This is a genomic window from Paenibacillus tyrphae, assembly GCF_027925525.1.
GTDB lineage: Bacteria > Bacillota > Bacilli > Paenibacillales > NBRC-103111 > Paenibacillus_G > Paenibacillus_G tyrfis_B.
Genome location: NZ_BSDJ01000018.1, coordinates 35,799 through 51,099 on the forward strand (window position 1 = coordinate 35,799; position 15,301 = coordinate 51,099).

At 51.6% G+C, this 15,301-nt stretch carries 11 protein-coding genes; 2 read left to right on the top strand and 9 right to left on the bottom strand.

Annotation, left to right across the window (positions count from 1 at the left end):
• Positions 1–59: 59 nt before the first annotated feature.
• From QMG93_RS21070 to QMG93_RS21085, 4 genes are all read right to left on the bottom strand, one after another.
• Positions 60–1,916, bottom strand: a complete 1,857-nt coding sequence (locus tag QMG93_RS21070; protein WP_281939878.1) for a cellulase family glycosylhydrolase — start codon at positions 1,914–1,916, stop codon at positions 60–62.
• Positions 1,917–1,965: 49 nt separating this feature from the next.
• Positions 1,966–4,554, bottom strand: a complete 2,589-nt coding sequence (locus tag QMG93_RS21075) for a polysaccharide lyase family protein (RefSeq protein WP_281939880.1) — start codon at positions 4,552–4,554, stop codon at positions 1,966–1,968.
• Positions 4,555–4,794: 240 nt separating this feature from the next.
• On the bottom strand, positions 4,795–6,174 hold the full coding sequence (locus QMG93_RS21080; RefSeq protein WP_413789318.1) for an NAD-dependent malic enzyme: 1,380 nt from the start codon (positions 6,172–6,174) through the stop codon (positions 4,795–4,797).
• Positions 6,175–6,384: 210 nt separating this feature from the next.
• Positions 6,385–6,930 (bottom strand): GNAT family N-acetyltransferase, encoded by a 546-nt coding sequence (locus QMG93_RS21085; RefSeq protein WP_281939884.1) that lies wholly within the window; start codon positions 6,928–6,930, stop codon positions 6,385–6,387.
• A 304-nt stretch (positions 6,931–7,234) separates the two neighbouring features.
• On the opposite strand from QMG93_RS21085, the gene QMG93_RS21090 reads away from it, so the two are divergent.
• Positions 7,235–7,699, top strand: coding sequence for a CcdC protein domain-containing protein (locus tag QMG93_RS21090; RefSeq protein ID WP_281939886.1), 465 nt, complete (start codon positions 7,235–7,237; stop codon positions 7,697–7,699).
• 3 nt (positions 7,700–7,702) lie between these two features.
• Here QMG93_RS21090 and QMG93_RS21095 read toward each other — a convergent pair whose 3' ends face one another.
• The 5 genes from QMG93_RS21095 to QMG93_RS21115 form a co-directional block, all read right to left on the bottom strand.
• Positions 7,703–9,301: a response regulator gene (locus tag QMG93_RS21095; RefSeq protein WP_281939888.1), complete on the bottom strand. Its 1,599-nt coding sequence runs from the start codon at positions 9,299–9,301 to the stop codon at positions 7,703–7,705.
• On the bottom strand, positions 9,276–11,126 hold the full coding sequence (locus tag QMG93_RS21100) for a sensor histidine kinase (RefSeq protein ID WP_281939891.1): 1,851 nt from the start codon (positions 11,124–11,126) through the stop codon (positions 9,276–9,278). The genes QMG93_RS21095 and QMG93_RS21100 overlap by 26 nt, the downstream gene beginning before the upstream one ends.
• 62 nt (positions 11,127–11,188) lie before the next feature.
• Complete coding sequence (locus QMG93_RS21105; RefSeq protein ID WP_281939893.1) at positions 11,189–12,193, bottom strand: ABC transporter permease; 1,005 nt, start codon at positions 12,191–12,193, stop codon at positions 11,189–11,191.
• Positions 12,190–13,677, bottom strand: a complete 1,488-nt coding sequence (locus tag QMG93_RS21110) for a sugar ABC transporter ATP-binding protein (protein WP_281939895.1) — start codon at positions 13,675–13,677, stop codon at positions 12,190–12,192. The genes QMG93_RS21105 and QMG93_RS21110 overlap by 4 nt, the downstream gene beginning before the upstream one ends.
• A gap of 91 nt (positions 13,678–13,768) precedes the next feature.
• Positions 13,769–14,827 carry a substrate-binding domain-containing protein gene (locus QMG93_RS21115; protein ID WP_281939898.1) on the bottom strand — a complete coding sequence of 353 codons (1,059 nt, stop codon included), beginning with the start codon at positions 14,825–14,827 and terminating at the stop codon, positions 13,769–13,771.
• 240 nt (positions 14,828–15,067) lie between these two features.
• Here QMG93_RS21115 and QMG93_RS21120 point away from each other — a divergent pair, with 240 nt between their 5' ends.
• Complete coding sequence (locus QMG93_RS21120; RefSeq protein ID WP_281939900.1) at positions 15,068–15,280, top strand: hypothetical protein; 213 nt, start codon at positions 15,068–15,070, stop codon at positions 15,278–15,280.
• Positions 15,281–15,301 lie beyond the last annotated feature (21 nt).

Here is a 15,301-nt window from a genome sequence, read left to right on the forward strand (position 1 = left end):
AAAAAAAAGGACAGCCAGTTGGTCATTTACCAAACGAGCTGTCCTACATAGTCATGGTTTTACTTAATAATTTCGACGGAGCGGATGTGCTCCACGCTATTATCGTAGGCGTTGCCTATTCTTAAATCGCCATAATAGTTTTGTCGATGTGTAAATTTCGCATCCGTTACTTTAAAAACCGCTTCCTTCCACGTACCAGTCCCCTCTTTTTGAATCTCCAGCCCTTTGTAAGCATGGTCGACAGCATTGTACTGAAGGAGGATCTTATCCTTTCCGGCATCGAAATAAGACACTTTAATCGTTAATTGCGTGTCGCCTTCGCGAACGAATCCGTCGGATACTTGAAAATACAAATATTTATTGTCCGCTATTACTTTTCTGGCTTCCAGGCCTCCGACGGTTTCAACCTCGGAATAAGTTTCTTGTTTCGGATCGTCGGACTGAATTTGTTCCATCAGCGTGTACAGGTTGTCTTTTTTCAGAATGACCTTCGCTCTGTTGCTTTGTTTTTTCACCTTGATTTTACCGATGTGAATGACTCCGCTTCTCGACCATATGCGAAAATCGGAGGACACGTTTTGCCGATTGTCGAATTTCGCGTCGTTCAGCGTAAAGCTTTGCGTCTTCCACTCTCCCGTATTTCCCAAGACGACCTGAGCGGTCTGGGTGTAAGGCCCCTTTTGGCCGTCATACTGGAGGAACCAAGACCCGCTTCCGCTATCCCGATAGGTGACCTCCACTTGAACGGTCGGATCGAGACCTTCGTTAGCATTGCGCAGCCATAGATCGTTCAATCGAAAATAAGCGTATCTGCCTGAGTCAATCTCGATATGCGAACCATAATTTTTTACTCCGCTATCCCCCGGGGAGGTATTCAAAGACAAAGTGAGCGCTTGGTTCATTTCAGTTCCGAAGAAAGTTTCCGCTCCATTTAAAGCTTGATAATGATAAAATGCCTTCAGCGGAGTTAAGTCTTGCTTGACAAGCCCGTAGTTGTCTTCCGTGACGTCACCCACATTCGCATTCCGGTAATTGTACCAAAAGACTTTGGCGATATTCGGCCATCTTTTATTCATCACATAGACTTGATCCACATAATTCGCTTGCTCGTAAAGCTTCGTCCCCTCGGAGGTTAAGCCGGTTTCCGTAATCCAGACCGGTTTGCCGCTCAGGCTGGAGCTGTGCTTACGCACGATTTCCATCATGCCGTTATATTTCTTCACAAGCTCTTGCGACGGTCCGTAGGCATGATAATTGATAACGTCGAAATAGCTTCCCGCCCCGAGATCCATCAATTGATCGAACCAGGCGCCAACTCCGTAGTTGGCGTCCCGCCCGTACGCCAATGCGAGCCCCCCTATCAACACTTGGTTGGTTGGGTCAGTCGCTTTGATCTGGTTATATGCCTTTTGGAGCAAAGTCAAATAATCACTTGTACCGCTTTTCCAAAATATCGAATAATCGGGTTCGTTCCATACTTCCCAATGATGAATGACGCCTTTATATCTGGCCGTAATAAATTTTACATAGCTTTCCCAGTCTGCCCAGTTCGCCGGCTTATAGCGCGTGCTCTCCGGATCGCCCGGCTTGGAGGAAGCCCAGGGCGCAGTATACGCCAATATCCAAACGATGTTGATGCCTTTGTCCGTCAACCGCTTGACGATATCGTCCATTTTGGCCAATACGTTGGGATCGTACTTCCCTTTGGCCGGTTCGAGGGCTCCCCACTCGGGCGAAATGCGAATCCATTTGACCTGCGAAGCGGCCATTTGGTCGATTAAAGCCGGATAATCCGCATAGCGGTGCGGATGCTCGTTCACTCCGAAATAGTCCGCGTCCATTGCTTTGGCCTGCGGAATCGGAAAGCTATACAACAATACTAAGCAAACGATCAGAACAACCACAGTCTTCTTCATAGATCATAAGCTCTCCTCTCGGCTCTTCGGATAAATGACGTCTGTTTCCTCAAGGAACCGCTGCGGGTGGCGTCGTCACCGTTACGGTGTTGTTGGGCGCGGATTCGTTCAGAATATACTGAACCGCCTCGCCCGGTTGCAGCGTTTCGGTTAGGAGCACGGCCGGATTCGCCTGAAGAGTTACCTTCGAATATGCCGATGCATAAGAGGTTCCCGGTCCAAACCGCTCTCCGACATAAGTTCCCGATTGCGGCATCGTCACACGCACCTGCATCGTCTGGGGGATTTTATCGAAATTCACAAAATTCAGCAAAACTTTATCCGCTTTCGCTCCCACGACGGATGCAGGTAAAGCTGAAGTATCGACCGCTCGAAAGTATACCTTTTTGTCAGCAGCGCCCGTCCGGTTTACATAGTCGTATGCCAGAGGCCGTCCATGTGTGGCGTAAGCGAGAGCAAGCCTCCGGAATGTCGCAAGACGGTAATCGTTCGCTTCGTTGACGTTCTGCCAGGCAACCACCTGTTCGGGCTGCAATATATTCCAGTCGACAGTGGGCTTGAACAGACTGTAGGAAACGCGGCTCGAGTCGGTATAAAACGCGGCATGCTGCATAATATGATCCGCATACCCGATATTGCTGCGGAGCTCCCGGTCAAAGATGGCCTTATATTTATTCCCGCCGCTGTGCGTGCCGAATCGCGGATCGCCGTCAAAATGCGTGTCGTTCGCGCCCGTTTCGCTCATGACCATCTCTTTCCGCAGCCCGTCCCCGGTGTAATCATCATAGGTCAGCAAATTCTCAATCAGCGCTCCTCCTCTTTTGCCCAGAGCACCGACTCCGGTCGTTCCGTAGCTGTGGCCGTTGGTCAAATCCGCGTAATCTTCGACTTGTCTGCGGGATTTCGGATCTCTTTCCCAGCCTTCCGGAATCCCTTTTTTCTCGTTATAGGACCAGCCGGGCGCGACAATTTTCAGATTCATCTTCCCCCCCGGGGAGTCCCGATGTTCTTTCAAAAACTTGGCCAAGGCGACCGTACCGGCCAAGCTATGATTGTATCCTCCGGGTTCGTTGTCAACTTCGACATACTGAAACAAATCTCCGAAATCCGTAATAAACTTTTCATAGTATTGCTTCACCCAGGGTGGGACGTTACCGGCGGCGATATCCGGATCTTTTACCGTAATGTTGCTTCCGAAAATATCGACCAACGGTGTCAAATTCAGCTGCTTCATCGTCTCCAATACGGACCTGGCATGGGGTCGCCACTTGGATTGGGTATCGGACCAGAAGCCTACTCTCATCCAGTTGCCGCTGTACGCGATCCCCATCCACTTGGTAAGTTGGGGATACTGTCGGATCACGTCTTCGTCGTATGCAAAATTATTCAGCATATTCGTCCCGAGATGGACGTATCTGCCATGAACAGGCTCCACTGCCGGCCGCTGCAAGGCGTCAAGCTGCAAGTAATCCCAAACCCACCAAAGGTAAGGGTCGCCGGTCGAATCGGCCAAATGGCCACCATACGCTTCCAGCTTTATGGTATTTGTTCCCTTTTGCAAAAGCGACGGCGGGATAAACAAACGGTAAGTATTCTTGTACGCCAACGGCTTTCCGGCCGAATCTACAGCCCCGCTGCCGTTTATGCCGGCGATTTGGATGAGTCCTGCCATGATCTGGTTGGAGAAGACCGCCATCTGCGGGATGGACCTGTAGGCGTCCAGAATGCGGAAATGAAGCTCCGCTCCTTCGCATGGCACTTCATTTAATGTAAACGAAAGCGATAGTGTCGGGTTTACGCTTGCGTTCAAGCCTTTGGATACGCTTGTCCAATCTGTTTTGGCTTTCCAATCGGAAGGAATCGAAAAAGGAGCCGGTTGTGCTTTATAATTCGAAAATTCAGCCGAGCTCCCGTCGTTTTTGCCGATTCTCCACAGCGTAGAATCCGACCCATCCGACGGCTCCAATACGGTAATGGAAATGTCGTCAAAAAACACCTTGGTTCCGGACGGCTGTTTTCCAGCGAAGTTTAACACCTGTATCTCGAAGCGGATATCGTTGATGGTCCCTCCGTTCTTCGGTTGAAACCGGCTGTCCGTCCCGTAGTAATAAAACGTCTCGAGGTCTCCGTTTTTTTGCGTATTGGATACCGTATCTGCGCTGCCGTCCGTCCACTGGACCCCTGCCGTCGAATTCGTCGACCAATAGATTCGGGTGCCTTGCCCGCCGCCCCATCCCTCCGGCTGCCAACGTCTGAATTGCACCCGTACGAGCCGATCGGGCTTATTCATAAACTCCGCCAGCTCTGAAGAGGTAAATCCAAGCGAGCCGACCGCGCTCTTGTAAGCGGTGCTTGCATCTCCTATGGTGACGGCAAGCGCGGGATTGGCCGCATTGTGCGGATTGCTCTCCCATGTCGCGTTAATTCCGTTCCATGGATTTCCGCTGCTTTCAAACGACCATCGTTTATCGATGGAGGTTGGTTTCCATTCCCGTCCGCCATAAGTAACAATGGGAGCACAGCTGGCTCCCGAATTCGCTTCTGCAGCCGATATTTCCGGCAATGGGGAGGCGAATCCTGCAAGCCACAGCGTTATGGCGACAAAGACAATCAAGCCCGATTTTAGCTTATTGCGCACAACATCAACCCTTTCTCCAGAATGACGGAATCCGTCAAAACCTCAGTTTTAAGAAATTGCCTTTGAAACATATTGTATCATGCAAAATATGACATATCAAAGGTCAAGTTTTGTCGATAAATTGTTAAAAAACGCGACGATCAGCCAACCCGGTGACCGATGGCAATTGCCGCGGTGCGTGAGGGTTGCGCAGATCGTCGCGCTTTTCGAAGAAAGAACCGATCTTACAATGGTAATTCGTTAAGCAAACTCGTGCGGAATTTTGCGTGCCACGCCGGTTTCCACTGCGGCTTGGGTTACTTTTTTTCTAACCGCTTCTACGACCCGGCTGTTAAAGACGCTCGGAATGATATACTGCTCGTTCAATTCGTCGTCCTCCACGGTCGAGGCGATCGCGTAAGCGGCGGCGAGCTTCATTTCCTCGTTAATCGTCGTCGCCTGGCAATCCAGCGCCCCTCTGAAAATGCCGGGGAAGCACAGCACGTTGTTTAACTGGTTCGGGTAATCCGACCTTCCGGTTGCCATGACGCGAACGTACGGCTCCGCAATTTCCGGCAGAATCTCCGGCGTCGGATTGGCCATGGCAAAGACGATCGGGTCATTGGCCATTTTTTTCAAATCCTCGACGCCGATCACGCCCGGACCGGACAGGCCGATAAATACATCCGCATCCTGCATTGCGTCCGTTAAAGTGCCCGCAATGTTATCCGGGTTCGTATGCTCGGCATACCATTGAAACATGGGATTGCTGTACGCTTCACCCCGGCGAATAATCCCGACGGACCGCGAAGCGCCGATGATATGCGTCACTCCGGCTGCCATCAGCATCTTGGTGCATGCTACTCCGGCGGCGCCGACCCCGCTGAAGACGACTTTAATGTCCGTCAGTTTTTTGCCGACCAATTTCAGGGCGTTAATCAGTCCCGCCAGCATAACGACGGCCGTTCCATGCTGATCGTCATGAAATACCGGGATATCCAGCTCCTGCTTCAACCGCTCCTCGATTTCAAAGCAGCGCGGAGAGGAAATATCCTCCAGATTGATTCCGCCGAATGCCGGCGCAATGGCTTTCACGATCCGGATAATTTCTTCCGTATCCTTCGTATCCAAACAAATCGGAAACGAGTCGATGCCCGCCATTTCCTTGAACAGCATCGCTTTTCCTTCCATCACCGGCATCGCCGCGATCGGCCCGATATCTCCGAGCCCGAGGACGGCCGTCCCGTCGCTGACGACCGCGACCGTATTTCTTTTGATCGTCAGCGAATATGCCTTGGCAGGGTCTTCGTGCAGCGCCATACAGACGCGGGCTACACCAGGAGTGTACACATGGGAGAGATCGTCCCGATTTTTGATCGGCACTTTCGAATGGACCTCAAGCTTGCCGCCCAGGTGCATCAAGAAGGTGCGGTCGGAAAAGTTAATGATTTTAATTCCCGGCACTTTGGTCACATTTTTAATCAAGGAAGCTTCGTTTTCCGCATTGGACACATTCACCGTAATGTCGCGGATCGTCGTATTTTTACTCCGGTTCACGTTATCGACGGCGACAATCTCGCCCCCGGTTTCGTGAATCGCATTCGCGATATGAATGAACGGCACATTCGGTTCCGTCTCCATCCGCAAAATAATCGTATAGCTCCCGCTTGTTTGAACTCCCATGACAAATTCTCCTCCCTGATATCCCCTGCAAGTGGATCGACGTTTTTAATGTTATATCACATATGAGAAATAACCCCTCATTAATGCGTACTATTAATATATATGATACAACCTTATTCGTAAAGAGTATGATTGTCAAATCATAGCGAGCAGCGGGATGAAGCCCGATTACTCGTTACATCTTCCCATCACGATGGTGTTGTAATAGTTGCCGTCGGAAAGAATTTTGTCGTTTTTCAATAGGCCTTCAACTTCAAACCCAAGCCTTTTATACAGTTCAATCGCTTTGTCGTTGGTTTCCAGGACATTCAAGGTCATTTTTTTAATGCCATTCGCGTCAGCCCAAGCAATCGATTCTTTTAAAAGATTTTTCCCGATGCCATTTCCCCAAAACTCCTTTAATACGCATACTCCAAATTCGACTTTATGAGAGAATCGCTTCAAATAAGCTCCTTCGCATCTTGAAAATCCGACGATCCGGTCCTGAACGGCGGCAACTAAAAATAAGTTTCTTGGTTGCTCTGTATCGATTTTAATGATCTGCTCGAAGCCTGCCGGATCGATGAACGCCTCCCCTCTTTCTCGGTCCATATTTTCGGTTTCTCCGTCAATCTGCAATCTTACTTCGGACAATTGTTTTGCGTAATTTTCGATTGCGGATCTGATCGTATAATTTAATCCGTTGATATAAAACTCTTGTGTGTTCGCTAGCATGTAATAGGCTCCATTTCTGTTTAGTTGATTCTTCCTATGCTTTGTTCAATAATACGCGCTTCAAAAGAAGAAAGCCCCGATATTGAAAAATCCATATCGAGGCACCTGCATGCAAGCAAAACATTCTGTTGACCTATTCTATCATAATTTCCATAAAAACCAAAATATCATCGAACCGATAAAGGTTCGATTGACGATGCGAAAATGACAATCGTCACCAAGATCGGATTACTTCTTTCACTGTTTGACAACTCCCCGATGAGAGATACTTAATTTACAAATTGATCGAAGGAGTGTTGTTACCATGAACGCAACTGTATCTTTAGGAATTTCCGTATTGATCTTTCTTCTCATTATTCGCGGGCAATTCCGGGGCATGAGCACCCCCATCAAGAAGTCGGGGATTTCCTTATTGCTGCCGATTTTATACATCTCGACCTCGTTATTTCAATTAATGGACCCGAATCTGCATCTGCAGTCAGGCCAGGTTCTCATCGCGCTGCTCATCGGTCTGGTCATTTCCGTTCCGCTTATTATGACGACGAATTTTGAAGTCCGAGAGAACGGATCGGCGTTTATCAAGCGCAATAAAATCGTGTTTGTCATCCTGATCGTCGTCTTTGCGCTTCGGTTCGTGTTTGTTGGCACGGTTAAGGTTATCGATCCGAGCACGCTGGGCTTTTTGTGCAACTTGGTCACCTTCGGTTATGTGGCTTGCTGGAGAGTCGTAAGCTTCATCAAATTCCGCAATGTGCTCAAATTGGCTTAGCCGTCACCGGATCTTCTCCCGGTACTGTCCCGGAGTTATCCCCTTGATGGACTTGAACATTTTGGTAAAATACTGCACGTCCTCATACCCGACCCGGCGCGAGATTTCATAAATCTTCAGCGTCGGGTCGCTCATCAATTCCGCCGCTTTATTGACCCTGAACTCCATCAAATATTTCGTATACGAAACGCCAAGCTCCTCTTTGAAAATTTTGCTGAAGTACGACGCATTCAAGTAAAAGCGCTCGGCCACCGCGTTCAGATTCAGCTCCTCCGGGTAGTGAAGCTCCATATATTCCAACGCTTTATCGATCACCTTGCGCCTCCTTTTGCTCTGCGAATGCTCCAGAAAGTCGATGATTTTCGTGATGGTATCGCCGAGCAGCCCATGAATTTCGTCCGTCGATTGCGACTGCTGCAGCAGCTCGAAAAAATGCAGGCTGAAATTCGAAAAGTCTTTCCCCGCCCAACTGCTCTCCACAGTGGTCCTGACGATCGAATTGACGATATCGATATAAATAAACTTCAAATCGATCGGGCGGATGTTCCCGTTCTCCCGCACGATCTGATCCAGACTCGCCAAGGCTGCGGCCTTGTTCCCTACCCGGATATGGTTGATCAGCGCTTCCGTATCATAGAGCCGGTATCCTCCCGTTTTGTGCGGTCCGGCCGCGCTCTTCGTCTCCTTGCTCCGCCCCGTGTCCAAATAGCCGTGGAGCAGCATCTGCTTCGCCTGCCGGTAGGAGGCGGAAACGTCGAGCAGGTCTCCGACCGCCCCGCCTAAGCCGATGATGATGGTGCTGCCGATGATTTTATGAACGATTTTGCGGATATCTTCGAACATCGTCAGACAGGCGCGGGCTAGCTCGTCATCCTCCTTGAAGGAGGAAACGATGCACACCACCTCGTCCGCATGGACGAAGACGATCTCGTTCTCGCACACGTTCGGCAAAAAATCTTGCAGCAAATTGCGCAGCACGAACTGGGTAAAATTCGCTTCCGGCTTATTTTCCGTCGGAAACGCTTGCGGCTCCGGCACCTGAAGTACCAAACACGCATGGCGAAGCCCCTTGTTCTTCAACCCGAAATCGTTCAGCGCCTCGCGCAATTTTGGCTCGTCGGGCTTGTGTCCCATAATTAATTTCGAAAAAAGCATTTCCTTTAATAAAGGCAGCCGCTTGTTGACCTGATCGTCGGCTTTTTTCAGCAAAGCTTCCTTTCGCCGATCCGTCTCGATCTGCTCCAGGCAACGCGCGACCACGTCAAGCAGATCGTCGTCCTCCACCGGCTTCAGAATATAATCGGAAGCGCCCAGGGAAAGCGCCTTCTTGGCGTACTCAAAATCGCTGAATCCGCTGATGATGACCACTTTGGCGGCAAGCCGCTGCTCCTTGATCCGCTCGATCAATTCCAGCCCGTCCATGCGGGGCATGCGGATATCGGTCAGAATGAGATCCGGCTGCACTTCCCCGGCAAGGGCAAGCGCTTCTTCGCCGCAGGTCGCTTCATGCACGAAGCCGATGTCCAATTTGCCCCAATCGATCGTATGCACGAGCCGTTCGCGAATCCATGCTTCGTCATCGACTACGATCATGCGGTACATCCGAATCTCCCCTCTCCATCGTAATGACAGGCAGCTTGACGGTCACGCGGGTGCCTTGCCCGTAGACGCTTTCCAGCGTAACGCCGTAGGCCATCCCGTATTTTAAACGAATTTGCCGGTTCAGGTTGCGCAGCGCGAAGCCGGAAGATTCCCCCGGATTGTTCCCGTCAAGCATGCTTTGCAGCTTCTCCAAAGCGGCAGGCTCGATGCCGATGCCGTCATCCTCCACGTACAGGAACAAGGCATGCGATTGCGTTACAGCGGAGATGGTCAGACGGCCCCCGCCCTTGCGCCGTTCGAGCCCGTGGTAGACGGCATTTTCCACAATGGGCTGCAGCAGCAGCTTTGGCACCTGGCAAGCGTACAGCTCCTCGGGAATATCCAAGCCAAAATTAATCGCGCCTTTATACCGGATATTGAGGATCGTCAAGTAGTTGATCACGAGCTGCACGGCTTCCTTCAGCGTCACAACCTCTTTGCCCGAGCTCAGGCTGATTCTGAAAAATTTGGACAGCGCGGCAACCATCTGCGAGATCTCGTCCACTTTTTTGATCCTGGCGATACTGTAGATCGAATCGAGCGTGTTGTATAAAAAATGCGGATTGATCTGCGCCTGCAGCAGCTTGATTTCCGCTTCCTGATTTAAAATTTTTTCATTCTCCAAATCCCGGATCAAGACGTTCAGCTCGTCGACCATATCGTTAAACCCTTGATACACCCGCTTGTATTCGTCCCCGCGGTTATCCTTGATCTTGAAATCAAGCCTGCGGTTCTCGATTTTTTGCATGGCCAGGACCAATTTCTCCAAAGGCTTGTAAAAGAAGCGGGACAGCAGCAGTGTAATACCGAAGATCAAAATTCCGGTTACCGAGATGACGATCAGCATAAATTTTTGCATTTCATTGACTTTCCCCAAAATCTCCGAAGCCGGAATCACAACCACATAGCTCCAATTGGTGTAGTCCGAAACGGAATAAACGGCAAACTTCTCCTCGCCCTGCACGGTGATAAAGAAGCTGCCGCTCTTGCTTTTCATGTTTTGGATCGTATCGCTCATATAGGAATAATCCGCGGTCCTGGTGCCGACGAGCCGGCTGTCCGGGCACGCCACCACCGTGGAGCTTTGGTCCAGCACGACGAACTCGCCGGGGATGCCGCGCTGAATTTTTTTATAATAATCGCGGATAAAGCTCTCGTTGACATTCGCCGCCAATACCGCGATATCGTGGCCGCCCTCGTCAGTCAACGCCGTCGTAAACGAGATCTGCTTCGCGGTTTCGAGCCGCGTTTCGATGCCGTTCAACGAATCGTAATTGACCGGTGCGGACACGAACCAACGGTCCTTCCATTGCCCGCTCTTCGCTTGCTGCACAAAATCGACATGGTCCACGTTGATGTCCTCGTAATAGGTCGACTTGGAGTCCATGATCGTATTTTGTTTCACCAAGTACAAGTAGAACGAGTCGATGCCCTCCAATATATTCATCACTTTAATCCGTGTAATGAAAAAGCTCAGCAGATCCATGATGCCGTTATATTTTTCGTTTTTCTCTTCCGGCTTCAGTGGTTCGCCGCGCTTGGCGATGGCGATCAGCCGGTTTTCGGTCAGCAGCATCTTGCTCATACCCGCCACGTTTTCCAGCGCGGAATCGATATTGGTCACGGCAAATTCGATGCTGCTGATGACGACTTTGGAGGTCTGGTCCGTGATGGCCTGCTCCGACCATTTGAACAGAATGGTGCTGACCAGAATCATCGGAATGAGAATGACGATAAACATGATCACGAACATTTTCAAGCGAAAGCTCATATTTCGAAGGGCCATGGTGTCTTCGTCCTTTATTCATCGTTCGTATCCACATTATACCGCGGCGATTCCGTTTGCGCTTACCCCTTTTTCTTCATGTATTGAATCGAGGCGATGAGGACAGCGACCAAAATCAGCAGCCCGCGCACGATATACTGCACATATTCGTTCACGTTGAGCAGCGTCATGGCATTGATCAGCACCCCGAGGAAAATAAGGCCGATAAACGTTCCCCGTACTTTCCCGATCCCGCCCATTAAGCTGGTGCCGCCGATAATGACGGAAGAAATCGCCATCATTTCCCATCCTTTCCCGAAGGAAAACGAGCCGGACATGACTTGGGAGGACACGAGGACGCCGCTGAGCGCCGAACACAGCTGCACCACGACCATGCAAATGATTTTCACCCGCGACACATGAATGCCCGACAGCCGCGCCGATTCCGGATTGCCGCCCACGGCGTAGACCGAGCGTCCGAATTTCGTATAGTTCATCACGATATATACGACGGCGAAGACGAGCAGCAGCAGGATGGCCGGAATCGGAACGGACAAAAATTCGCCCGAGCCCAGCTCGTTGTACCACGAGGGCAGCGTCGTCACGGGGAAGCCTTTGGAGACGACCGCCGCCAGCCCGTAAAAGACGTTCAGCATCGCCAGCGTGACAATAAAGGACGGCATTTTATACCTGGTCATAATCCATCCGTTGAACAGCCCGATCAGCCCCGCTACGACAAAAGACAGCACGATGCCGACGACGACCGCCTGCTCCATCGGCATGATGCCCGAGCTGCTGAGCCACCCGGTTGTAAGACCGATGATGACCCCCGTAAGAGCGACGGTCGAGCCGATGGACAAGTCGATCTCCCCGGCGATAATGACCATCGTCATTCCGAAAGCGATACAGCCCTGCAGCGCGATGTTGCGAAGAATGTTCAGCAGGTTCTCCGACGTCAAAAAGCCGGGAGACGCGAAGGTCATGGCGATCACGATCACAAGCAACATAAGTTCGAGCACATATTTGTTCAAGCCTTTGCGGATGTCGATACGGGAACCTTTGTTTAATTCCAGCGTTGTCGATTTCATGCGGTTTCTCCTCCCATACTTAACGCGTACAGCTCGTCGATCTTCAGTTCCTCGGGGACGTATTCCCCTTCGATGCGTCCGTCCCGCAGTATCAAAATCCGATGGCACACCTCAAGCAGCTCCTCCAGCTCGGAGGAAACCATAATGCTCGATATGCCCTTGCGCGACTGCTGCCAGATGACCTGAAAAATCTGCTGCTTGGCGTTCACGTCGATCCCGCGCGTCGGCTCGTCGAAAAACATAATCCTCGGGTCCGTATTCAGCCAGTTGCCGACTACGACCTTCTGCTGGTTGCCGCCGGACAACGAAGACACCGGATGCTCGACATCGGCTGCTTTGATCTGCAGCTCTTCCATCTGACGACGCACGAATTCGGCCTCCGTTTTCTTGCGAATCATCGGGCCCTTCGCGATCCGGTCAAGGCTCGCCACACACAGATTGTCGCGGATCGAAGCGAGCTGGATCAGACCTTCGTGCTTCCGGTCCTCCGGCGTTAGGGCCAAGCCGGCCTTCTTCATCCTCGCGGGAGTCGGCGAATCGATCCGCTGCCCGCAGCAATAAATTTCGCCGCTGTCGAGCGGGTCGGCGCCGAAGATCGATTTCAGCAGCTCGGTGCGCCCGGAGCCCAGCATGCCGGCGATGCCGAGAATTTCTCCTTTTTTCAGCTGGAAGGAAATGTCGCGGAATTTGTTTTCTCGCGTCAGCCCTTTGACCTCCAGCACCACCTCGTCGGTCACACGCAGATCTTCCGGACGCGTCCGGATCTCCACGTCGCCGAACATCATATGGATCAGCTCTTTCCGGGTGAGACCGGCCATCGGAGCCGTGCCGATAAAATGCCCTTCGCGCAGGACGGTGCACGTATCCGCAATCTCCCACAGCTCATGGAGACGGTGCGAGACGTAAATGATGATGACGTCTTTTTTCTTCAGCTCGCGGATCATGTTGAACAACGAATCAATCTCGTTTTTGGCCAAAGCCGAGGTCGGCTCGTCCAGTTGAAGCACCTTCGGCTTGAACGTCAGCGCTTTCACAATCTCGATCATTTGCGCCTGCCCGACGCTCAAATTCGCCACCAGTTCGTCCGCAGCGATATCGATGTTGTATTCGTTCAGCAGCTCGCGGGTCATGCTGTAGGCTTTGTTCCAATCGATAAACGGACCTTTCATCGGCAGGCGTCCCAGGAAAATATTTTCCGCCACCGTCATGCCGGGGACGAGACTGAGCTCTTGATAAACGGTGGCGACGCCTTGGGCGAACGCGTCACCGGGATCTTTGAAGCGCAGCACTGTTCCGTCCAGCACAACTTCTCCTTGCGTCGGCTGAACAGCGCCGGAAAAAATTTTGAGCAAGGTCGACTTGCCGGACCCGTTCTTGCCGAGCAGCGCGTGCACCTTGCCGCTCTCAAACGACACCGTCACCTGATCCAAGGCGACCGTGCCGGGGTAATGCTTCGTAATGCTGCGGGTTTCCAATACGCTCATATACCTTCCCTCGCCATCTCTTCTGGGCTTTTATCTGCCATCCGAGCTGCCGCAGCAGCCCCTCCGTCTCCCGATGCGGTGAATAGTCATATTACTTGCTCTTGCTCATTTTGGCATTCAAATCCGCTTCGAACTTGGCGAGGCCTTCGGGATTGGATCGGCTCAGCAAAATCCCGTCGACGCTCGTCGTCTTCCCTTTGTTCGCGCTTACATCTTCGCCCTTCAAGCCCTTGATCAGCAGCTCCATCGCTTTATATCCCATGCTGTACGGATCTTGACCCGCAATCGCCTGCAAAATATTGTCTTTCTCCTTCAACATCGCGATCAACTGATAGCTCGCATCGGTGCCGAACACATACACCTTGCCCGATTTGCCCGCATTCTTCACCGCCATCGCCGCTCCGATCGTGCCGCCCTCGTTAGCCGCCCAGATGACGTTCACGTCCGGGTGAGCCGTCAAAATATCGCCGACGACGGAGACGGCCTTATCCTGCAACCATGCGTCTTGATCGGCCACAACCTGCACATCGGGGTTTACTTTTTTCACTTCTTCCAAAAAGCCGTTGACCCGGTCGGTACTTTGCTGCGGGAGCTGGGACTTGTATTGCAGCACGGCGATTTTCGCTTTACCTCCCAGCTTTTCCTGGATGAAGCGGGCCGCTTCTTTCCCGGTCACTTGGCCGATATTTTTATTGTCCGACGTATAGCCGCCGACGATGAACGGCGCGTTGGTCAAGGAAATGTTCGTGACGGAAACCTTCACGCCCTTGTCGTCGGCCCGTTTCAGCGCAGCCACCGAAGAATCCTGATTGAGCGGCGCTATGGCGATCCCGTCCAGCTTTTGCCCGATATACGTGTTGATCAGCTCGGTTTCTTTGCCCTGATCGTTCCCGGTATTTCCCGTCAAAATTTTGACGCCGGACGCATTCGCCGCATCCTGATAGCCGAGCGACAGCAACTTCATAAACTGGTCTTCCTGAAAGACGACGCCGGCAACAACGAGATTCGCTTTTTTCTCTTCTTTTTGGGCCGCGGTTTTCTCTTCTTTTTTCCCGGAATCGCTCGCCGCCGGCGTCTGCCCGCAAGCCGCTAACGAGAGAGCCAACGTAAGCAATGCCATGGAAACCAGACCTTTTTTCAATCTTTTCATATTCAGCACCCCTGACTTTATTGTGGATTTATTCCTGCGGTGCATGCGGTCCGCAGGACCGAAACCGGCTTTGCCAAGGCCGTCCGGCTTCTGTTTTTATTCTAAAATGGACGAAGAAAGCCAACAACAAGACTGTTTTTTTATTTGTTGTATTATTTTTGTTTCTTTGGAGATTCATCACCCGGCACGGTGACCAAACGGGCAGGCCGCTCATAAAATGCATCATCCAAGCCGCGGGAGATGAAGACTGTGAGTAAAGCGAAAACCAAAAAGAACGTCCCGGCGTCGTCCATCGACAAAACTAAGTTCAACATGAAGGTGGTGACCTCGGACGTGTGCGCCCGCTGCCGCAAATGCGAGCGCGGACTGCGGTATCTCGAGAAAATGTCCCAACCGGGCGCCGTCGGCAACGGGGTACCGTGCATCCTGACCAAAGGCAAGGCTTACGCTTAGCGCGATGCCTGTATGACGAAT

What these genes read in the sequence shown, in the direction of transcription:
- QMG93_RS21070 (WP_281939878.1), bottom strand. Translation starts at nt 1,916, where the DNA reads ATGAAGAAGACTGTGGTTGTTCTGATCGTTTGCTTAGTATTGTTGTAT.
- QMG93_RS21080 (WP_413789318.1), bottom strand. Translation starts at nt 6,174, where the DNA reads ATGGAGACGGAACCGAATGTGCCGTTCATTCATATCGCGAATGCGATT.
- QMG93_RS21085 (WP_281939884.1), bottom strand. Translation starts at nt 6,930, where the DNA reads ATGCTAGCGAACACACAAGAGTTTTATATCAACGGATTAAATTATACG.
- QMG93_RS21090 (WP_281939886.1), top strand. Translation starts at nt 7,235, where the DNA reads ATGAACGCAACTGTATCTTTAGGAATTTCCGTATTGATCTTTCTTCTC.
- QMG93_RS21095 (WP_281939888.1), bottom strand. Translation starts at nt 9,301, where the DNA reads ATGTACCGCATGATCGTAGTCGATGACGAAGCATGGATTCGCGAACGG.
- QMG93_RS21100 (WP_281939891.1), bottom strand. Translation starts at nt 11,126, where the DNA reads ATGGCCCTTCGAAATATGAGCTTTCGCTTGAAAATGTTCGTGATCATG.
- QMG93_RS21105 (WP_281939893.1), bottom strand. Translation starts at nt 12,193, where the DNA reads ATGAAATCGACAACGCTGGAATTAAACAAAGGTTCCCGTATCGACATC.
- QMG93_RS21110 (WP_281939895.1), bottom strand. Translation starts at nt 13,677, where the DNA reads ATGAGCGTATTGGAAACCCGCAGCATTACGAAGCATTACCCCGGCACG.
- QMG93_RS21115 (WP_281939898.1), bottom strand. Translation starts at nt 14,827, where the DNA reads ATGAAAAGATTGAAAAAAGGTCTGGTTTCCATGGCATTGCTTACGTTG.
- QMG93_RS21120 (WP_281939900.1), top strand. Translation starts at nt 15,068, where the DNA reads ATGAAGACTGTGAGTAAAGCGAAAACCAAAAAGAACGTCCCGGCGTCG.